The 20,495-nt window shown below is 69.2% G+C and carries 19 protein-coding genes; 16 read left to right on the top strand and 3 right to left on the bottom strand.

Translation table 11 applies throughout. From position 1 onward, the window contains the following. Window positions 1-21 precede the first annotated feature (21 nt). From ACWEKS_RS11800 to ACWEKS_RS11790, 3 genes are all read right to left on the bottom strand, one after another. Entirely contained in the window at window positions 22-1,389 is a 1,368-nt protein-coding gene (locus ACWEKS_RS11800; protein ID WP_452340032.1) for an MFS transporter, read from the bottom strand. Continuing rightward, on the bottom strand, window positions 1,386-1,832 hold the full coding sequence (locus ACWEKS_RS11795; protein ID WP_452340031.1) for a MarR family winged helix-turn-helix transcriptional regulator: 447 nt from the start codon (window positions 1,830-1,832) through the stop codon (window positions 1,386-1,388). The genes ACWEKS_RS11800 and ACWEKS_RS11795 overlap by 4 nt, the downstream gene beginning before the upstream one ends. 81 nt (window positions 1,833-1,913) lie before the next feature. Next, window positions 1,914-3,362 carry an APC family permease gene (locus ACWEKS_RS11790; RefSeq protein WP_452340030.1) on the bottom strand — a complete coding sequence of 483 codons (1,449 nt, stop codon included), beginning with the start codon at window positions 3,360-3,362 and terminating at the stop codon, window positions 1,914-1,916. Between the two features lie 100 nt (window positions 3,363-3,462). Between ACWEKS_RS11790 and ACWEKS_RS11785 the strand changes: the two genes are divergently transcribed. The 16 genes from ACWEKS_RS11785 (at window position 3,463) to metK (ending at window position 20,451) form a co-directional block, all read left to right on the top strand. Further along, on the top strand, window positions 3,463-4,671 hold the full coding sequence (locus tag ACWEKS_RS11785; RefSeq protein ID WP_452340029.1) for an ROK family protein: 1,209 nt from the start codon (window positions 3,463-3,465) through the stop codon (window positions 4,669-4,671). Window positions 4,672-4,917: 246 nt separating this feature from the next. Beyond that, window positions 4,918-5,556: a bifunctional pyr operon transcriptional regulator/uracil phosphoribosyltransferase PyrR gene (gene pyrR, locus ACWEKS_RS11780; RefSeq protein WP_452340028.1), complete on the top strand. Its 639-nt coding sequence runs from the start codon at window positions 4,918-4,920 to the stop codon at window positions 5,554-5,556. Continuing rightward, the gene (locus ACWEKS_RS11775) at window positions 5,553-6,518 is read left to right on the top strand and encodes an aspartate carbamoyltransferase catalytic subunit (RefSeq protein ID WP_452340027.1); all 966 of its coding nucleotides are present in this window, start codon (window positions 5,553-5,555) and stop codon (window positions 6,516-6,518) included. The genes pyrR and ACWEKS_RS11775 overlap by 4 nt, the downstream gene beginning before the upstream one ends. Before the next feature lie 88 nt (window positions 6,519-6,606). Beyond that, on the top strand, window positions 6,607-7,899 hold the full coding sequence (locus tag ACWEKS_RS11770; RefSeq protein ID WP_452340026.1) for a dihydroorotase: 1,293 nt from the start codon (window positions 6,607-6,609) through the stop codon (window positions 7,897-7,899). 104 nt (window positions 7,900-8,003) lie between these two features. Next, window positions 8,004-8,504: a PH-like domain-containing protein gene (locus tag ACWEKS_RS11765; RefSeq protein ID WP_379468809.1), complete on the top strand. Its 501-nt coding sequence runs from the start codon at window positions 8,004-8,006 to the stop codon at window positions 8,502-8,504. Continuing rightward, complete coding sequence (gene carA, locus ACWEKS_RS11760) at window positions 8,501-9,619, top strand: glutamine-hydrolyzing carbamoyl-phosphate synthase small subunit (RefSeq protein WP_452340025.1); 1,119 nt, start codon at window positions 8,501-8,503, stop codon at window positions 9,617-9,619. The genes ACWEKS_RS11765 and carA overlap by 4 nt, the downstream gene beginning before the upstream one ends. Beyond that, window positions 9,619-12,924, top strand: a complete 3,306-nt coding sequence (gene carB / locus ACWEKS_RS11755; protein WP_452340024.1) for a carbamoyl-phosphate synthase large subunit — start codon at window positions 9,619-9,621, stop codon at window positions 12,922-12,924. Before carA ends, carB begins: the two co-directional genes overlap by 1 nt. Next, window positions 12,921-13,745, top strand: a complete 825-nt coding sequence (pyrF, locus tag ACWEKS_RS11750) for an orotidine-5'-phosphate decarboxylase (protein WP_452340023.1) — start codon at window positions 12,921-12,923, stop codon at window positions 13,743-13,745. The genes carB and pyrF overlap by 4 nt, the downstream gene beginning before the upstream one ends. 139 nt (window positions 13,746-13,884) lie before the next feature. Further along, window positions 13,885-14,733 carry a patatin-like phospholipase family protein gene (locus tag ACWEKS_RS11745; protein WP_452340022.1) on the top strand — a complete coding sequence of 283 codons (849 nt, stop codon included), beginning with the start codon at window positions 13,885-13,887 and terminating at the stop codon, window positions 14,731-14,733. Window positions 14,734-14,777: 44 nt separating this feature from the next. Further along, the gene (locus ACWEKS_RS11740; protein ID WP_452340021.1) at window positions 14,778-15,407 is read left to right on the top strand and encodes a LysE family translocator; all 630 of its coding nucleotides are present in this window, start codon (window positions 14,778-14,780) and stop codon (window positions 15,405-15,407) included. Window positions 15,408-15,492: 85 nt separating this feature from the next. After that, window positions 15,493-15,921, top strand: a complete 429-nt coding sequence (locus ACWEKS_RS11735; RefSeq protein WP_452340020.1) for a VOC family protein — start codon at window positions 15,493-15,495, stop codon at window positions 15,919-15,921. A gap of 601 nt (window positions 15,922-16,522) precedes the next feature. Continuing rightward, window positions 16,523-16,846 (top strand): integration host factor, actinobacterial type, encoded by a 324-nt coding sequence (mihF, locus tag ACWEKS_RS11730; protein ID WP_033086940.1) that lies wholly within the window; start codon window positions 16,523-16,525, stop codon window positions 16,844-16,846. 7 nt (window positions 16,847-16,853) lie between these two features. Next, complete coding sequence (gmk, locus tag ACWEKS_RS11725; RefSeq protein WP_364612498.1) at window positions 16,854-17,438, top strand: guanylate kinase; 585 nt, start codon at window positions 16,854-16,856, stop codon at window positions 17,436-17,438. Window positions 17,439-17,513: 75 nt separating this feature from the next. After that, on the top strand, window positions 17,514-17,792 hold the full coding sequence (gene rpoZ / locus ACWEKS_RS11720) for a DNA-directed RNA polymerase subunit omega (RefSeq protein WP_067713345.1): 279 nt from the start codon (window positions 17,514-17,516) through the stop codon (window positions 17,790-17,792). A gap of 7 nt (window positions 17,793-17,799) precedes the next feature. Continuing rightward, on the top strand, window positions 17,800-19,020 hold the full coding sequence (gene coaBC / locus ACWEKS_RS11715; protein WP_354837421.1) for a bifunctional phosphopantothenoylcysteine decarboxylase/phosphopantothenate--cysteine ligase CoaBC: 1,221 nt from the start codon (window positions 17,800-17,802) through the stop codon (window positions 19,018-19,020). A gap of 216 nt (window positions 19,021-19,236) precedes the next feature. Beyond that, on the top strand, window positions 19,237-20,451 hold the full coding sequence (metK, locus tag ACWEKS_RS11710; RefSeq protein WP_364612503.1) for a methionine adenosyltransferase: 1,215 nt from the start codon (window positions 19,237-19,239) through the stop codon (window positions 20,449-20,451). The last annotated feature ends 44 nt before the right edge of the window (window positions 20,452-20,495 follow it).

The raw sequence follows: 20,495 nt of genomic DNA, 5'->3' as shown, positions 1-20,495 counted from the left end.
CGTCGCGCTGGTCGACGCTGGTCACAGCGAGCGGTCGATCACCGCGAGGACCAGGCACAATGCCGCCGCAGCCAGCATGAACCCGGCCAGATTGTGCAGTCCCGCGATGCCGGAACCCGGAGTGAGGAATGCGCCACTGACCGCCGCCGACCCGATCGCGCCGAAATAGGAGAAGGTCCGCATCAGGCCCGCCGAGGAACCGATGCGCTCCGGCTCGGCCTGGTGGTAGAGGGCGTTCTGGTTGGCCAGATTGTTGAGCCCCTGCGGGATGCCGTTGATGACGGCCGCGCCGACCAGCAACCACAGGGCGGTGCCGGAGTGCAGGGTCAGCAGCAGCACCGTCATGACCACCTGGCAGGTGCAGCCGACCAGCAGCTTGCCGCGAATCTCGGGACGCCGCCCGGTGAGCGCGGACACGCCGATCGCGGTGGCCGACATGGGTAGCAGGATCAGTCCCGCCCCGGCGGCGGAGAGGCCACGGCCCTCCTCCAGCCACTGGGTGAAGCCGTACAGGAAGCAGTAGCCGACCAGGGCGGTCAACAGAGTGCGGGTGTAGGTGGCCAGCAGCGGGACATTGCCCGCGAGCAGCCGCACATCGAGGAAGGGCCGCTCGGCCCGCCGCTCCCGCCACACCAGCCCGGCCCCGGCGGCGATCGCCGGCACCGGCAGATACCAGTGCGCCGCTTGCGGTTTCATCAGGAAGAACAGGAAGCTGATCAGCATCGCCGCGAACAGCCCGATACCGGGCAGATCGAGATCCGACCACCGGCCGCCGTGCGGCGCATCGGTTCTCGCTATCCGCCGCCATCCGATGACCAGGCACACCAGTGCCAGCGGCAGATTGACCGCGAACGTCGCCCGCCACCCGCCGAGATGGATCAGGAGACCGCCCAGGGTCGGGCCGATGACGGCAATGGTCTGAGTGGCCACGGCCAGGGCGGTGAGCACCCCCTGGGGACTGTCCTTCCCGGTGCGTTCGGACTCGCTGCGGATCAGGTACATGGATGCGGGATAGCCCGCGCACGTGCCGAATCCGAGAATCACCCGGGCCAGCACCAGTACCCAGAGACTCGGCGCGACCATGCCCAGCAGGCCGGCGAATCCGGTGAGCGCGGCGCCGCCGAGATACAGCCGCCGCGGCCCGTGGAGGTCGATGAGCCGCCCCACCACCGGCTGCCCGATGGCGGTGGCCAGGTACAGCGCCGACACCAGCCACGCGGTCTCCGACGCCGGCGCCCCGAACGCGACACCGATCGGCACCAGCGAGACCGCGATGATGGACGAATTGATCGGGTTCAGGATCGAGCTGGTGATCATGGGCACCAGTAGCCGCCGGTCGAACCCGTCGGGCGGTCGCTCCCGGGTCCGCCGGTGCAGCGTCGAGATCATTGCGGCCCGAGTCTTTCCAGCAGCTCCAGCGCCGCCAGCAGCGTCTGCCGCTCGGCCTCGGTGTACTTCTCCTCGAGCGCGGTGGTGAGCCATTCCTGCTTCGCCCGGCTGCGGCCCGCCATCAGCTCCCGCCCGGCCGGGCTCAGCGAAACCAGTTGCCGCCGGCCGTCTTTGGGATCGGGCCGCCGCAGCACGAAGCCGCGGTCGCTGAGAATGGCGAGGTGGGTGGCGATGGCCTGCGGCCGCACCCGCTCCGCCGCGGCGATCTCGCTGGCGGTGGCATCACCGTTCTTCAACCGGCTCAGTACCGACAGCTGTGAGGGCGTCAGCTCCACATTGTCCGACGCCTCGAGGAACCGCCGTCGCAGGCGGCTCACCAGCACGCGCAGTTCCCGGGCCGCCTGGGCCGAGGACGCGGACAGGATCGCGGGGGCATCGGTCATGCCTCGACCCTAGATAGACAATCCAGGTTGTGCAATTGAAATTGAACAACCTGAGTTGTCTATCTCGCCACGGCCGGCCGGTCAGGCGGCTGCGGGCTCCGCGTCGAGGTACTCCTCACGGATCTGCTTCGGCCCGAACGGCCAGGTCTTCTCCCTCCGTGACCAGAGCAGGAAGGCCGCGATACCCAGGGCGGTCCAGGCCAGTGACCACTCGATCGGGTGCACGCCCGGATTCGCCTTGTCGGCGTACCCGTAGATGACCGCCCAGCCGATGGCCGCCACGACCGCCGGCAGCGGATACAGCAGCATCCGGTAGGGCCTCGCGAGCCCGGGCTGCCGTCGCCGCAGGACGACTACGGCCGCGATCTGCGCGAAGGCCTGCACGATCACCATGACCGTGGTCAGCAGTGAGATCAGCACCGCCAGTGGGGGATGGGTGGCCGAGGCGCCCACATGCCGGGCGAAGACGAACCCGGCCGCGGTGATCGCACCCATCACGATCAGCCCGAGCACCGGGAACTCGTGTTCGGGGTGCAGCCGTCCGAAGGATCGGAAGAACACCCCGTCGCGGGCGGCGTCGAACGGTACCCGCGAGCCGCCGAGCAATCCGGCGAAGACCGAGGCGAAGGCGGTGACGAGAATCAGTACGGTCACCATATCGGCGGCACCCTTTCCGAAGGTCTTCTCCAGCACCGCCGACGCAACCGATTGTGAGGCAACGTTGTTCGGGTCGAGCATGTCGTGCCAGTCGATGACCCCGAGCACACCGATCTGCATGCCGAGATAGATGACCATGACCGCGAGCACCGCGAAGATGATCGAGCGGGGGAGGACCCGCCCCGGACTCTTCAGCTCCGCACCGATATATGCGCTGGTGTTGTAGCCCAGGTAGTCGTAGATGCCGATGGTGAGCCCGGAAGCGAAGCCCAGCCAGAAGCCGCCGCGACCGAAGTCGATGGCATGGTCGGGCCAGGTGAACGCCATACCCGGATGAAAGTGGGTGAACGCCGCCAGGATCACCGCGGCCACCGACACGATCATGACCGCCCACATCACCACGGTGATGCGGCCGATGGAATCCACCCGCCGCCACAGCAGCACCACGACCAGCGCCACCACCGCGAGCCCGGCGATGTCACCCTGCCCGGTGGTCATGGACGGCCACAGATAGGTCAGGTACTGCACCAGTCCCTGCACGCCGGTCGACATGATCAGCGGAATGAAAAGGATTGCGGTCCAGACGAACAGGAACGGCATGAGCCTCCCCGTGCGGTACTGGAACGCCTCGCGCAGATACACATAGGTGCCGCCCGCGCCCGGCATGGCCGCGCCGAGTTCGGCCCAGATCAGGCCGTCGGCCAGCGCCAGCACCGCGCCGGCGACGAATCCGATGACGGCGTGCGGCCCGCCGAAGGCCGCGACCATGAGGGGGATGGTGACGAAGGGTCCGATGCCGACCATCTGGCTCATATTGATGGTCGTGGCCTGGAACAGGCCGATTCTTCGGGGGAGGGTGCGGGGGCCGGTCATGGCTGCCTCCGGGTCGCGCAGGGGGCGTATGGGTTTTGTAAAGTTAAATTCCTTTACTATCGGAGTCAAGGGCTGCGGCCGATTGTTTACAGTCGGCTCGATGACGCATCAGGATCGGACGGTCATGGACGAACTCCCTTGGAACAGGCAGCGTTTGCGCAGCAACAACGAGTGGTTGCTGCTCGAGCAGCTGCGCACCGCCGGACCCGGCTCGCGCGCTCAGCTCGCCCGTGACACCGGCCTGTCCAAGCCCACCGTGTCCAGCGCCCTTGCCGCGCTGCAGCAGCACGGACTCGTGCGGGAGGTCGGGACGGTCGTCCCCGAGCGCGGACGGACGGCGGTGCTGTACGAACCGGATCCGACCGCGGGCTACGTGCTCGGCATCGATGTCGGCCGCGCGTTCCTGCGGACCGCCGTGGCCGATCTGTCGGGAAAAGTACTGTCCCGCACCGACATTCCGAACCGTGCGCGCACCGCCACCGCCCTCGCCCAGACGACGGCCGGGGCCGTGCGCGAAATCCTGAGCGACGCCGCGATTCCCGTGGACCGCATCGTCCACACCGTCCTCGGCAGCCCGGGCGTCTTCGATCCCCAGGACGGCCGGATGCACTACGCCGTCAACCTGCCCGGCTGGGGCCGCGCGGGCCTGCTCGACGAATTACGGGACGCTCTCGGCGTTTCCGAGCTGTCGGTCCACAATGACGCCAACCTCGCCGCGCTCGGCGAGTACGCCCACGGCGGCGGCCGCGGCAGCCGCCTGTTCGTCTACGTCCTCATCGGCACCGGCCTCGGCGTCGGAATTGTCTCCCAGGGTGAGCTTTTCACCGGCGCCCACGGTGCGGCCGGCGAAGTCGGCTTCCTTCCGGCCGCTTTCGGCGACACCGCCGCCGCCGTCTCCCGGCGTGGCGCCCTCGAGGAAGCCGTCACCGCCGACGCCGTGGTCCGCGCCGCCCGCGCCCGCGGCATGACCGGCCGCCTCACCGCCAAACGCGTCTTCGATGCCGCCCGCGCCGGCGACGCCATCGCCACCGAGGTGGTCCGCCAGGAAGGCGAACGCATCGCCCTGGTGGTGGCCGCCGTCACCGCGGTCCTCGACCCCGATGTCATCGTGGTCGGCGGCGGCCTCGGCCGCAGCGCCGACCTGCTGCTCGACCAGGTCCGCGCGGCGCTGCAACGGACGACCCCGCTGCGCCCCACCGTCCGTCCGAGCGAACTGGGCGACGACGCCGTGCTGCTCGGCGCCATCGCCACCGCCCTGCGCACCGCCCGCCCCTTGGTCTTCGACCGCAGAACCCCGAGCGGCCACTGACGCCGGACTGCTCCGGCGGCTGGATCGTGAACCTGGCCACAGGGCGCCCGGGCGCGCATAGCTGCGGGCTTGCCGGTTGGTCTGGACGTTTCGGGTTCGGGCTGGTCGCGGCGTGTCGCGAAGGGCACGCTGACGCCGGTCGCGGAGGGGGGTGCCCGGTCAACGGCGGGTAAGCGCGCTGGTAGGGTGACCGCTCGAAAGACATCCTTTAACGGACCGTCCCGTGAGGCGGGGAAGGAGGTCGGCATGGCTGTGCCCGAAGACCGGGCTGCCAAGTCGAGCGCTGCCGAGTTCTCGCAGCGGCACGACCCGGACCGGGTCGAGACCGGACGCGAGTTGCTCTCGGATTCGGATGTGGGCCGGACCATCGCGCGCATGGCGCACCAGATCATCGAGAAGACGGCTCTGGACTCCGGCGACCCCGAGGTTGCTCGTGTGGTGCTGATCGGAATCCCCACCCGCGGAACCACTCTCGCCCATCGCCTGGCCGGCCGGATCGAGGAATTCTCCGGCGTCCGCCCCGCGATCGGCTCCCTGGACATCACGCTGTACCGCGACGACCTGCGCTCCAAGCCGCACCGTCCGCTCGAGCGCACCTCGGTGCCCGAGGGCGGGATCGAGGACGCGCTGGTGGTGCTGGTCGACGATGTGCTGTTCTCCGGCCGCACCGTGCGCTCCGCGCTGGACGGCCTGCGCGATCTGGGCCGCCCCCGCGCGGTGCAGCTGGCGGTGCTCATCGATCGCGGCCACCGCGAACTCCCCATCCGCGCCGACTACGTCGGCAAGAACGTTCCCACCGCCCGCACCGAGGACATCTCGGTGCTGCTGCGCGAGCACGACGGACGTGACGGTGTCTACCTGCGTCAGGAAGGTGACAACCAGTGAAGCACCTGCTGTCGGTCACCGACCTGGACCGGGACGCCGCCACCGGCCTGCTCGACGAGGCCGAGCGGTTCGAGCAGGCGCTGCTGGGCCGGGAGGTCAAGAAGCTGCCGACGCTGCGCGGGCGCACGGTCATGACCGTGTTCTTCGAGAACTCCACCCGCACCCGCGTGTCCTTCGAGGTCGCGGGCAAGTGGATGAGCGCCGACGTCATCAATGTCAGCGCGTCGAGTTCCTCGGTGTCCAAGGGCGAGTCACTCCGCGACACCGCGCTGACCCTGCACGCGGCGGGCGCGGACGCGCTCATCGTGCGGCACCCGGCGTCGGGCGCGGCCCATCAGATCGCGCGCTGGTTCGCCGAGATGAACGAGGCCGCAAGCGGTTACGCCGGTCCCGGCCCCGCGATCATCAATGCCGGTGACGGCACGCACGAGCACCCGACCCAGGCGCTGCTCGACGCGCTGACCCTGCGCCAGCGCCTCGGTGACCTGGAGGGCAAGCGGGTCGTGCTGGTCGGCGACATCCTGCACAGCCGGGTCGCGCGCTCGAATGCGTTCCTGCTCGACACGCTCGGTGCGGAGGTCGTGCTGGTCGCGCCGCGCACGCTGCTGCCGGTGGGCGTGGAAGCCTGGCCGGTGCGGGTCTCGGATTCCCTCGACGCCGAGCTGCCGGGCGCGGACGCGGTCATGATGCTGCGCGTGCAGGCCGAGCGCATGAACGGCGGCTTCTTCCCGTCGGCGCGCGAGTACTCGATCCGGTACGGCCTCAACGAGCGCCGCATGAAGATGCTCGACGAGCACGCGGTGGTGCTGCACCCCGGACCCATGCTGCGCGGCATGGAGATCGGCTTCTCCGTGGCCGATTCCCCGAAAGCGGCTGTGCTGCAACAGGTCAACAACGGAGTCCATATGCGGATGGCGGTGCTGTTCCGCCTGCTGGTCGGAACCGACGAGGTGGTCGCGTGATCGGGTCAGGCCCGGAGGCGTCGCTCCTCCTCCCCGTGCTTGCCTGCGTAACCACGGAGGGCCCCCGATCGCGCGGAAAGGAGACAGCATGAGCGTCCTGATCAAGAATGTCCGTCTGTACGGCGAGGGTGACGCGGTCGACGTGCTGCTGGCCGACGGTGAGATCCGCGAGATCGGCGCGGGCCTGAACGCACCCGACGCGGAGATCGTCGAGGGCAAGGGTCAGTTCCTGCTGCCCGGCTTCATCGACCTGCACACGCACCTGCGCGAGCCGGGCCGCGAGGACACCGAGACCATCGAATCCGGTTCCGCCGCAGCGGCTCTGGGCGGTTACACCGCCGTGTTCGCCATGGCCAACACCAGCCCGGTCGCCGACACCGCGGTCATCACCGACCACGTGTGGAAGCGCGGCCAGGAGGTCGGCCTGGTCGACGTGCACCCGGTGGGCGCGGTCACCGTCGGGCTCGAAGGCAAGCAGCTCGCCGAAATGGGCACCATGGCCGCCGGAGTCGGCGGGGTGCGCATGTTCTCCGACGACGGTCACTGCGTCTACGACCCGCTGATCATGCGCCGCGCCCTCGAATACGCGAACTCGCTGGGCGTGCTCATCGCCCAGCACGCCGAGGAGCCGCGTCTGACCAAGGGCGCGGTCGCGCACGAGGGTCCGACCGCCTCCCGCCTGGGCCTGGCCGGCTGGCCGCGCGCCGCCGAGGAGTCCATCGTGGCCCGCGACGCGCTGCTGGCCCGCGATGCCGGCGCCCGCGTGCACATCTGCCACGCTTCCACCGCCGGCACCGTCGAACTGCTGAAATGGGCCAAGGCCCAGGGCATTTCGATCACCGCCGAGGTGACCCCGCACCACCTGCTGCTCGACGACTCGCGCCTGGAGACCTACGACGCGGTGAACCGGGTGAACCCGCCGCTGCGCGAGACCTCCGATGTGGCCGCGCTGCGACAGGCCCTCGCCGAGGGCGTCATCGACTGCGTCGCCACCGACCACGCCCCGCACGCCGACCAGGACAAGTGCTGCGAGTTCGCGGCCGCCCGTCCCGGCATGCTGGGCCTGGAGACGGCGCTGTCGATCATCGTGGAGACCATGGTCGAGCCCGGACTGCTCGACTGGCGCGGTGTCGCGCAGGTGATGAGCGAGAACCCGGCGCGGATCGTGGGCCTGGACGATCAGGGCCGGCCGCTCGCGGTCGGCGAACCCGCCAACCTGGTGCTGATCGACCCGGCCGCCGAATGGACGGTGGAGGCGGACGAACTCGCCTCGATCGCCCGCAACACGCCCTTCCAGGCGATGACCCTGCCCGCGAAGGTGACCGCCACCTTCCTGCGCGGCCGGCTCACCGCCCGGGACGGCAAGATCGTCGCCGGTTAGCGGCGGGTGGGGAACCACGGGATGAGCGCTCAGGGGCCGGAGGCGGCAGCTTGCGTAACCACGCAGGTCCCCTCGCTCATCCCAACAGGACACGGAGGACCGTAATGGAGCGCACACTGCAGGTACTGGTTTTGCTGGTGCTGTTCGCGCTGTGCCTGTGGCTGATGTACCGGGCGTGGACCCGGCGGGCCGAGAAGCAGGCTTCGGCGATCGGCGACCTGCCGCCGGTGCCCGCCGACTGCGGCGCGCAGCTGCTGGAGCCGACCACGGGGCTCTACCTCGGCAGCACCCTCGCCCCCAGCTGGATTCAGCGAATCACGGTGGGCGACCTGGGTTTCCGCGCCACGGCGGAACTGACCCGGTTCGAGCGCGGCATCCTGCTGGAGCGGGACGGCGCGGCGGCGATCTGGATTCCCCAGGAATCCATTACCGCGGTGCGCGCCGAGCGCGGGCACGCGGGCAAGGTAATGACGGAAGACGGTGTGCTGGTGATTCGCTGGACATTGCCGACCGGAACCGAGGTGGATACCGGTTTCCGCGGTGATGACAAAGCGGTGTACCCGGCATGGACCGCAGCAGCTACGAAGACGGGAGACGAGGCATGAGCAGCGGAAACACCGCCGTGATGGTGCTCGAGGACGGCCGCGTGTTCCGCGGGACGACCTTCGGCGCCGTCGGGCAGACATTGGGTGAGGCGGTGTTCTGTACCGCCATGACGGGCTACCAGGAGACCCTCACCGACCCCAGCTACGACCGCCAGATCGTGGTGGCCACCGCGCCGCAGATCGGCAACACCGGCTGGAACGACGAGGACGACGAGTCCTCGAGGATCTGGGTCGCAGGGTACGCCGTGCGCGACCCCGCGCGCCGCGCCTCCAACTGGCGCGCCACCCGCACCCTGCAGGACGAACTGGAGAACCAGAACGTCGTCGGCATCGCGGGCATCGACACCCGGGCCCTGGTGCGGCACCTGCGCACCCGCGGTTCCATGAAGGCGGGCATCTTCTCCGGTGAGTCGCTCACCGAATACGAGGACATGCTCGACAAGGTCAACGGCCAGCAGTCCATGCTGGGCGCCGACCTGGCCGGTGAGGTCTCCACCGACGAGATGTACACCGTCGACCCGATCGGCGAGCACCGCTTCACGGTGGTCGCGGTGGACCTGGGCATCAAGTCCAACACCCCGCGCATGTTCGCCCAGCGCGGCATGCGGGTGCACGTGGTGCCGTCCGACGTCACCTTCGACCAGATCAAGGAACTGAACCCGAACGGTGTGTTCCTGTCCAACGGCCCGGGCGACCCGGCCACCCAGGACGCCATGGTGGCGCTCACCCAGCAGGTGCTGGGCGAGGACATCCCGCTGTTCGGCATCTGCTTCGGCAACCAGATCCTGGGCCGCGCCTTCGGGCGCAAGACCTACAAGATGAAGTTCGGCCACCGCGGCATCAATGTGCCGGTCGTCGAGCATCATTCGGGCCGCATCTCGATCACCGCGCAGAACCACGGCTTCGCCCTGGAGGGCGAGCGCGGCGAGGTCTTCGACACCCCATTCGGCAAGGCCGAGGTCAGCCACGTCTGCGCCAACGACGGTGTCGTCGAGGGCGTGCAGCTGGTGAGCGGCCGCGCCTTCTCCGTCCAGTACCACCCCGAGGCCGCGGCCGGACCCCACGACGCCGCCTACCTGTTCGACCGTTTCGCCATGCTGATGGAAGGAGCCTGATGCCACGCCGCACCGATCTCAACCACATCCTGGTGATCGGCTCGGGCCCGATCGTCATCGGCCAGGCTTGCGAGTTCGACTACTCGGGAACCCAGGCGTGTCGCGTCCTCAAGTCCGAGGGCCTGCGCGTGTCGCTGGTGAACTCCAACCCGGCGACCATCATGACCGACCCGGAGTTCGCCGACTCGACCTATGTCGAGCCGATCACCTGGGAATTCGTCGAGAAGGTCATCGCCAAGGAGCGCCCGGACGCGATCCTGGCGACCCTGGGCGGCCAGACCGCGCTCAATTGCGCTGTCGCCCTGCACGAGAACGGCATTCTGGAGAAGTACAACGTCGAGCTGATCGGCGCCGACTTCGAGGCCATCCAGCGTGGTGAGGACCGCCAGAAGTTCAAGGACATCGTCGCCAAGGTGGGCGGCGAGTCGGCGCGCTCCAAGGTCTGCTTCACCATGGACGAGGTCCGCGAAACCGTTGCGGAACTGGGCTTCCCGGTGGTCGTACGCCCGTCGTTCACCATGGGCGGCCTGGGCTCGGGCATGGCCTACAACCACGACGACCTCGATCGCATCGCCGGCGGCGGCCTGGCCGCCTCGCCCACCGCGAACGTGCTCATCGAGGAATCGATCCTGGGCTGGAAGGAATTCGAGCTCGAGCTCATGCGCGACGGCAAGGACAATGTCGTCATCGTCTGCTCGATCGAGAACGTGGACCCGATGGGCGTGCACACCGGTGACTCGGTCACCGTCGCCCCGGCCATGACCCTCACCGACCGCGAATACCAGAAGATGCGCGATCTGGGCATCGCCATCCTGCGCGAGGTCGGCGTCGACACCGGCGGCTGCAACATCCAGTTCGCGGTGGACCCGAGCGACGGCCGCCTGATCGTCATCGAGATGAACCCGCGTGTGTCGCGCTCGTCCGCGCTGGCCTCCAAGGCGACGGGTTTCCCGATCGCCAAGATCGCCGCCAAGCTGGCCATCGGCTACACCCTCGACGAGATCCTCAACGACATCACCGGCGAGACCCCGGCCTGCTTCGAGCCGACCCTCGACTATGTCGTGGTCAAGGCCCCGCGCTTCGCCTTCGAGAAGTTCCCGGGCGCCGACCCGACGCTGACCACCACCATGAAGTCGGTCGGCGAGGCGATGTCCATGGGCCGCAACTTCTCCGAGGCCCTGGGCAAGGTGCTGCGCTCGCTCGAGACCAAGGCCGCGGGCTTCTGGACCCAGCCCGACGGCGAGTGGACCGACGTGCAGGCCATCCTGGACGACCTGAAGGTTCCGACCGAGGGCCGCATCTACCAGGTGGAGCGGGCGCTGCGCCTGGGCGCGAGCATCGAGGACGTGGCCGCCGCCTCCGGCATCGACCCATGGTTCGTGGCCGAGGTCGCGGGCCTGGTGGAGCTGCGCCAGGAGATCATCGACGCCCCCGTGCTGGACGAGCCGCTGCTGCGCACGGCCAAGCACTACGGCCTCTCCGATCGCCAGATCGCTTCGCTGCGACCGGAACTCGCCGGTGAGGGCGGCGTGCGCGAGCTGCGTCACCGCCTCGGCATCCGCCCGGTGTTCAAGACCGTCGACACCTGCGCGGCCGAGTTCGAGGCCAAGACCCCGTACCACTACTCGGCCTACGAGCTGGATCCCGCCGCGGAATCCGAAGTGGCGGCGCAGAAGGAACGCGAGAAGGTCATCATTCTCGGCTCGGGTCCGAACCGCATCGGTCAGGGCATCGAGTTCGACTACTCGTGTGTGCACGCCGCGCAGACGCTGTCGGCCGCCGGGTTCGAGACCATCATGGTCAACTGCAACCCGGAGACCGTGTCGACCGACTACGACACCGCCGACCGCCTCTACTTCGAGCCGCTCACCTTCGAGGACGTGCTCGAGGTGTACCACGCCGAGACCGAGTCCGGCACCGTCGCGGGCGTCATCTGCCAGCTCGGCGGCCAGACCCCGCTGAGCCTGGCCCAGCGCCTCACCGACGCGGGCGTGCCCGTGGTCGGCACCTCCGCCGCCGCCATCGACCTGGCCGAGGACCGCGGCGAGTTCGGCGATGTCCTGGTGGCAGCCGGTCTTCCGGCTCCCAAGTACGGCACCGCCACCACCTTCCCGCAGGCCAAGAAGATCGCCAACGAGATCGGCTACCCGGTGCTGGTGCGCCCGTCCTACGTGCTGGGCGGCCGCGGCATGGAGATCGTCTACGACGAGACGTCCCTCGAGGACTACATCTCCCGCGCCACCGAGATCACCCCGGACCACCCGGTGCTGGTCGACCGGTTCCTGGAGGACGCCATCGAGATCGACGTCGACGCCCTGTGCGACGGCGAGGAGGTCTACCTGGGCGGCGTCATGGAGCACATCGAGGAGGCCGGTATCCACTCCGGTGACTCGGCGTGCGCCCTGCCCCCGATCACCCTGGGCCGCAGCGATATCGAGGCCGTGCGCCGCTCCACCGCCGCGCTCGCCAAGGGCATCGGCGTGAAGGGCCTGCTGAACGTGCAGTACGCGCTCAAGGACGACGTGCTCTACGTCCTCGAGGCCAACCCGCGCGCCAGCCGCACCGTGCCGTTCGTCTCCAAGGCCACCGCGGTGCCGCTGGCCAAGGCCGCGGCGCGAATCGCGCTGGGCGCCAGCATCGCCGAGCTGCGCAAGGAGGGCCTGCTCCCGGCCGAGGGCGACGGCGGCTACGCGCCGATCGACGCCCCGGTCGCGGTCAAGGAGGCCGTGCTGCCGTTCCACCGCTTCCGCCGCCCCGACGGCACCGGCGTGGATTCGCTGCTCTCCCCGGAGATGAAGTCCACCGGCGAGGTCATGGGCATCGACGCCGACTTCGGCACCGCGTTCGCCAAGTCGCAGTCGGCCGCCTACGGTTCGCTGCCGACCGAGGGCACCGCGTTCGTGTCCATCGCCAACCGCGACAAGCGCGCCATGGTGTTCCCGATCAAGCGCCTGCACGACCTGGGCTTCCGCATCCTCGCCACCGAGGGCACCGCGGAAATGCTGCGCCGCAACGGCATTCCCTGCGATCAGGTGCGCAAGCACTCCGACGAGGTGGCCGACCAGCCCAGCATCGTGGACATGATCAAGGACGGCGACGTCGACATCGTGTTCAACACCCCGTACGGCAACAACGGCCCGCGCGTGGACGGCTACGAGATCCGCACCGCGGCGGTGGGCGCGAACATCCCGTGCATCACCACCGTGCAGGGCGCGGCCGCGGCCGTGCAGGGCATCGAGGCCACCATTCGCGGCGGCATCGGCGTGCGGTCCCTGCAGGAACTCCACGCGGTGCTGCGCGGATGACGACCTTCGGTGCGCGGCTGCGGGAGTCGATGCGCGAGCACGGCCCGCTGTGCGTCGGCATCGACCCGCACCCGCCGCTGCTGCGGGCCTGGGGCCTGAGCGAGGACGCCGCGGGCGTGGCGAAGTTCGCCGACGCCTGCGTGCGGGCCTTCGCGGGCCGGGTGGCACTGGTCAAACCGCAGGTGGCGTTCTTCGAGACCTACGGTTCGGCCGGAATCCTGGTGCTGGAGGAGACGATTGCCGCACTGCGGGCGGCGGGCACCCTGGTGCTGGCCGACGCCAAGCGCGGCGATATCGGCTCCACCATGGACGCCTACGCCCACGCCTGGCTCGGCGACGGCCCGCTCGGCACGGACGCGGTCACCGTCTCCCCGTACCTCGGATTCGGTTCCCTCGCACCGGCTCTGGACCTCGCCGCGGCCAATGACCGCGGGGTGTTCGTGCTGGCCGCCACCTCCAACCCGGAGGCGGTGGAACTGCAGAACATCACTGGCTCCGACGGCCGCAGCATCGCCCAGCGCATGGTCGACGACGCCGCGGCCGTCAATGCCGGAGCCGAATTCGGTTCCGTCGGTGTGGTGGTCGGTGCGACCCTGGACGCGGCTCCGGACCTGAGCGCGCTCAACGGCCCCATCCTCATGCCCGGCGTCGGCGCGCAGGGCGGGGGAGCGGACTCGATCCGCAAGCTGGTCCCCGCGAGCGGCCTCGGCGCCGTCCTGCCGAACGTCTCCCGCGAGGTCCTCAAGTCGGGGCCGTCGGTCACCGCGCTGAAGCAGCGGGTCGCCGAGCTCGCAGCGGAATTCGCGTTCCTGCAGGACTGAATACGGTAGCGCCGCGACGCCCCACCCGGCGCGGAATCGCCCCGACCGCCCCAGCGTGACCGGGGCGATTCCCGTTCAGGCCCGAGCCGGATTTCGGAGGACGACCCTCCGTTTCCTTCCGCTCGGATACAGTGGCAGCATGTCTGCCGCGGTGCCGCCCAACGAGATTCGTCATGCGCTCGTGCTCGGAGGGGGTGGCGCGGTCGGCCTGAGCTGGATGGCGGGCGTGGTCATCGCGCTGCGCGAGGCCGGTATCGACCCGGCCCTGGCCGAGCGGATCGTCGGCACCTCCGCCGGTGCGGTCGTCGGTGCGGCGCTCGCCGCCGAGGTCGACCTGAGCCTGCTGCTGCGGCGGCCCGCCCCGGACTCCGACCTGCCGCCGATCCGGTTCGACCCGAACAGTTTCGGTGAGATCCTGGGCATCCTCGCCACCCCCGGACTGGACCCCGATGAGGCGCGCCGACGCGCCGGCGTCCGCGCGCTGGAGATGGCGGTCGGCGATCCGGCCGACCATATCGCCCGCATCGGCGGGTTCGTCGGCAACGCATCCTGGCCGCAGCGCGATCTGCGGATCACCGCCATCAGCGTCACCACCGGCGCACTCCAGGTGTGGACTCCCGATGGCAAGGCCACCCTGCCCGAGGCGCTGGCCTCGAGCACGTCGGTGCCCGGCGTCTTCCCGCCCATCCCGATCGACGGCGCCTACTACTTCGACGGCGGCATGCGCTCGCCGATCAATGCCGACCTGGCCGCCGGCGCCGAACGCATGCTGATCATCGAACCGCTGGCCCACCTGTTCCCGCACAGCCCCACCGATCGCGAGCTGGGCGGTGCGGCAACGGCATTCATCGTCCCCGACGCCGGCGCCATCGCCGCATACGGCCCCGACCTGTTCAACGCCGCCGCCCTGAAGCCCGCCTACGAAGCGGGCCTGCGCCAGGGCGCGGAGGCGGCTCCCGGCCTGAAGGACTTCTGGCCCGGCGCCTGAATCGGGGCCGGAACCGGCACCGGGCCGCAGCGTAGGCTGGCCGAGTGCTGTCGCTCACCGAGATTCTCACGCTGGCCGGGGTGATCGTGCTCGGCTCCATGTCGCCCGGGCCGGATTTCCTGATCGTGCTGCGGAATTCGGTGGTCTCCGGCCGTCGCGCCGGGGTCGCCAGCGCGGGCGGCATCGCGGTCGGCGTGTTCGTGTGGGCATTGGTCACCGCGATCGGCGTGGCCGGGCTGCTGGCCGCCTCGGCCGAGGCGTACACGGTGGTGAAGCTGGTCGGCGCGATCTACCTGGCCTACATCGGCATTCGCGCGCTGCTGGCCGCGCGGCGCGGCGACTACCGGCCCGATCCCGATGCGGCCGCGAACCGTCGCGGCACGCTGGTCGCCTTCCGGCAGGGCCTGCTCACCAACCTGCTGAATCCCAAGTGCGCCGTGTTCTTCATCGCACTGGTGCCGCAGTTCCTGCCCGCCGATCCCTCCGCGCTGGGCACCCTCGAACTGGCCATCGTGTGCACGATCGCCAACCTGTTCTGGTTCGTGATCCTGGCCGTAGGTGTGGGCGCGCTGCGGTACGTGTTCACCCGCCGCCGGGTGCGCCGCGCCCTCGACGCCGCCATGGGCACCTTCATGGTCGGGCTGGGCCTGCGAATCGCCATGGAGAGCAACTGATTCCGTCTCGGAGGGCCTGATCGGCAGCTTTCCCTGGAGCACTTAGGCTGAAACCCGACTGCTCGGTAGAAAGGTGGGATTTCTCATGTCCGACGCCGGCCTCGGCCTCGTCTCCTACGGCCAAACCCGCGTCCTGGTGGACGATTTCGCGTCCAGCTATCGCTTCTATCGCGACGTCCTGGGCCTGCCCCTGAAGCGGGAGGTGCCCGGCGACGTCCCCGAATCCGACGATGGCCCCTACGCCTGCTTCACGCTCGGCGGCCAGGATCTCGCGCTGTTCACCCGCGCCTACATGGACGCCGCGATCGGCACCGCGCACCGCCCGCGCGGCGAGATCGACACGGTCGTCGTGGTTTTGCGCGTCGCCGATGTCGACCGGGCCGTCGAGAGCCTGCGCGAGCGCGGCGCCCGGATCGCCGCCGAGCCCGCCGAACAGCCCGCGTGGGGCATGCGCGTGGCGCATGTGCGGGCTCCGGAGGGCACGCTCGTGGAGCTGTGCCAGTACGACGACTGACGCGATCTTGTTCGCTGTTGGCGAACCCGTCCGGCGAGCCGATCGAACGCTTGTCCGTATCGCCTCTCTCGCGCCCGCCGCACCGCGGCGGGCGTAGTTCTCGGTGCCGGGAGGTTTGAGCCGTCAGTGGCCGCGTGAGGGGTGGAAAACGGGCCGTTCCGACGGTGGCGGGGCCGCCCCGAACCGGCCCGACCTGCAAGGGAAGGTGTCGGAATTGCGTGATTCGGCACCGTTCGCGGCGCCTCGGGTGATACGCGACACGCGGTGTTGAATCGAACGACACGCCGAGAAATCCAAGAAAAATCCAGGTCGCGTGATTACAGGTCGGTCACGGTTTCGCGCGGGGCCCGTCCGACCTCTCCCGGGCCCTGTCAAGTCCGTGAAAAAGCCCTGGCTGCAAGGCTATTCGCGACCGTATCGAGCCGACCGCGGGGGCCGGTCCGGCACTGCCCGCGCCGCTGCCCATCCGGCCCGGTCGCGGCCCGAATCACGCGCTGACCTGGGGGGTGGGTTCGCAATCGGCAAGCGTCGTGGGTACGGTCGCTGAGACCACCGGGTTACCGGAGGTAGATCAAGCAATGAACGATGAGACGGAGGAACCGTGGCCCTTCCCCAGCTGACTGACGAGCAGCGCGCCGCTGCTTTGGAGAAGGCGGCTGCCGCTCGCCGCGCTCGGGCGGAGCTCAAGGAGCGCTTGAAGCGTGGTGGCACCGATCTGAAGACGGTCCTTGCGGACGCCGAGAAGGACGAAGTCCTCGGCAAGATGAAGGTTTCGGCGCTGCTCGAGGCCCTGCCGAAGGTCGGCAAGGTCAAGGCGGCCGAGATCATGAGCGAGCTCGAGATCGCTCCCACCCGCCGCCTGCGCGGACTGGGCGACCGGCAGCGTAAGGCGCTGCTGGCCCGGTTCGACTTCAGCGCCGAATAATCCGAGGGTGGTCGAACACACTCGGAAGGGTCGACTGGTTGTCCTGGTCGGCCCCTCGGCCGTCGGTAAGTCCACCGTCGTGCGCTGCGTGCGCGAACGACTGCCCGAATTGGTATTCAGTGTGTCGGCCACCACCCGGGCTCCGCGGCCCGGGGAGGTCGACGGCCGGGACTACCGATTCGTCACCCGTGAGAAGTTCGACGCCATGATCGCGGCGGGCGAACTGCTCGAATGGGCCGACATCCATGGTGGACTGCAGCGGTCGGGCACCCCGGCCGCACCCGTGCGGGAAGCGCTCACGTCCGGACATCACGTCCTGATCGAGGTGGACCTCGAGGGCGCGCGCTCGATCCGCAAGACCATGCCGGAAGCCAAACTGGTCTTCCTGGCCCCACCCAGCTGGGACGAGCTGGTGTCCCGCCTGACCTCGCGCGGGACGGAATCGCCCGAGGTGATCGAGCGTCGTCTGCAGACCGCTCGCACCGAATTGGCTGCATGTGACGAGTTCGACATCGTCATCGTGAACGACCACGTGACCAGCGCCTGTGAGCAGTTGGTATCGTTGTTCGTTAGCACAAATTCGGGGTCATAGGCCCCGAACTACCGGCTCATCTTCGAAGTGAGCCGGACTTCCACCCTTCCGAACAACCCCGCAGGAGTCCTCCTAGTGAGTACGGACATCAAGACCGCGCCCGCCTACGACACTCCGGTCGGCCTCACCAACCCGCCGATCGACGAACTGCTGGAGCGGACTTCGTCCAAGTACGCGCTGGTCATCTACGCGGCCAAGCGGGCGCGGCAGATCAACGATTACTACAACCAGCTCGGCGACGGCATTCTCGAATACGTCGGTCCGCTGGTCGAGCCGGGTCTGCAGGAGAAGCCGCTGTCGGTGGCGATGCGCGAGATCCACGCCGACCTGCTCGAGCACTCCGAAGGGGAGTAGTCCCGCGGTGACCCGGATCGTCGTCGGAGTCGGCGGCGGTATCGCCGCCTACAAGAGCTGCAACCTCGTGCGCCGGTTCACCGAAACCGGGCACGAGGTTCGTGTCATTCCCACCGAGTCGGCGCTGCAATTCGTCGGCAAGGCCACCTTCGAGGCGCTGTCCGGCCACCCCGTGCACACCGGTGTCTTCGCCGATGTGCCCGAGGTGCCGCACGTGCGCCTCGGCCAGGAGGCCGACCTGGTCGTCATCGCCCCCGCCACCGCGGACCTCATGGCCCGCGCCGCGCAGGGCCGCGCCGACGATCTGCTGACCGCGACGCTGCTGACCGCGCGCTGTCCGATCCTGTTCGCCCCGGCCATGCACACCGAGATGTGGGAGCACCCGGCCACCCGGGCGAACGTGGCGACGCTGCGCGCGCACGGCGCCGTGGTCATGGAACCGGCCTCGGGCCGGCTGACCGGCACCGACACCGGCCCGGGCCGGCTGCCCGAGCCGGAGGAGATCTTCGGTCTGGCCCGGCTGCTGCTCGAACGTGCCGACGCCCTGCCGCGCGACCTCGAGGGCCGCCGCGTCGTGGTGTCCGCGGGCGGCACCCGGGAACCGCTGGATCCGGTGCGTTTCCTGGGCAATCGGAGTTCCGGCAAGCAGGGCTACGCGATCGCCCGCCTGGCCGCCCAGCGCGGTGCGCAGGTGACGCTGATCGCGGGCAATACCATCGGGCTCGAGCCGCCGGCCGCGGTCGAGGTCGTGCACGTGACCACCGCCGAACAGCTGAAGGTGGCCGTCGACAAGCACTCGCTGGGTGCGGACGCGGTCGTCATGGCCGCGGCGGTGGCCGACTTCCGTCCGGTGAACGTGGCGGCGGCTAAGATCAAAAAGGGTGCGGGAGAACCGGATTCGATCGCGCTCGCCAAGACACCGGATATCCTGGCCGGGTTGGTGCAGTCCCGTCGCGACGGGCACCTACCGGGCACCGCGATCGTCGGCTTCGCCGCCGAGACCGGGGACGAGCACGCGGATGTGCTCACCCACGCCCGGGCCAAACTGGCCCGTAAAGGCTGCGACCTGCTGGTCGTGAATGCCGTCGGGGAGGGGAAGGCCTTCGAGGTCGACACCAACGACGGCTGGTTGCTCGGTGCCGACGGCACCGAGATCGCCCTGGACCACGGGTCCAAGGCACTGCTGGCCAGCCGGGTGCTGGATGCACTCGGCCCCTTGCTCCGCTGAAGCCTCGGCACCGCAGGGTTCGGGCACTTGCCGCTGCCCCCCGCTGGGGCGGCAGATTAACGGCGACTGTCTGAGTCACGATGTGTTCTTAACGAGGGCGGCTCGCCCCTGTGACGAACATATTGGAATAACCTGAGACAAAGGGTTGTGCGATGCAGCGGAGACGCTACTGTCGCCACCCGATACGAGAAACCCGTTGAGGGAGAGGGAACAACTGTGCGCACGTCTGGCAGCCGCCTATTCACCAGTGAGTCGGTGACCGAGGGTCACCCCGACAAGATCTGTGATGCCATCAGCGATTCCATCCTCGACGCGTTGCTCGCGGCCGATCCGCGCAGCCGGGTCGCGGTGGAGACCCTGGTGACCACCGGTCAGGTACACGTAGCCGGTGAGGTCACCACCACGGCCTACGCCGATATTCCGACCATCGTCCGCGAGAAGGTCCTGGAGATCGGGTACGACTCCTCGGCAAAGGGGTTCGACGGCGCCTCCTGCGGTGTGAACGTCGCCATCGGCGCCCAGTCGCCGGACATCGCCATGGGCGTGGACACCTCGCACGAGGCCCGCGTGGGCGGCGAGGACGACGAGATCGCCCGTCAGGGGGCGGGCGACCAGGGCCTGATGTTCGGCTACGCCACCATCGAGACCCCCGAGCTGATGCCGCTGCCGATCTCGCTGGCGCACAAGCTGTCTCGCCGCCTGACCGAGGTCCGCAAGTCCGGCGTGCTGCCGTACCTGCGTCCCGACGGCAAGACCCAGGTCACCATCGAGTACGACGGCGCCATCCCCAAGCGCCTCGACACCGTGGTCATCTCGACCCAGCACGCGGCCGACATCGACCTGGACAACCTGCTCACCCCGGACATCCGCGAGAAGGTCGTCGACGCGGTGCTCGGCGAGCTCCAGCTGCCCAACCCGCTGGACACCTCCGATGTCCGCCTGCTGGTCAACCCGACCGGCAAGTTCGTGCTCGGTGGACCCATGGGTGACGCGGGCCTGACCGGCCGCAAGATCATCGTCGACACCTACGGCGGCATGGCCCGCCACGGCGGCGGCGCCTTCTCGGGCAAGGACCCGTCGAAGGTCGACCGCTCGGCCGCCTACGCCATGCGCTGGGTCGCCAAGAATGTCGTCGCCGCCGGCCTGGCCGAGCGGGTCGAGGTCCAGGTCGCCTACGCCATCGGCAAGGCCGCCCCGGTCGGTCTGTTCGTCGAGACCTTCGGCACCGAGCTGATCGACCCGATCAAGATCTCCGACGCCATCGGTCAGGTCTTCGACCTGCGTCCCGGCGCGATCATCCGCGACCTGGACCTGCTGCGCCCGATCTACGCGCCGACCGCCGCCTACGGCCACTTCGGCCGCACCGACGTCGATCTGCCGTGGGAGCGCACCGACCGCGCGGAGAAGCTGCGTGCGGCCGCCGGGCTGTAATTGAGCGGCACCCCACCACTCTCGACGGGAGCGTCGGGCACGGA

The organism is Nocardia sp. NPDC004711 (assembly GCF_053601595.1).
This window is presented reverse-complemented; position numbering and strand designations above follow the sequence as displayed.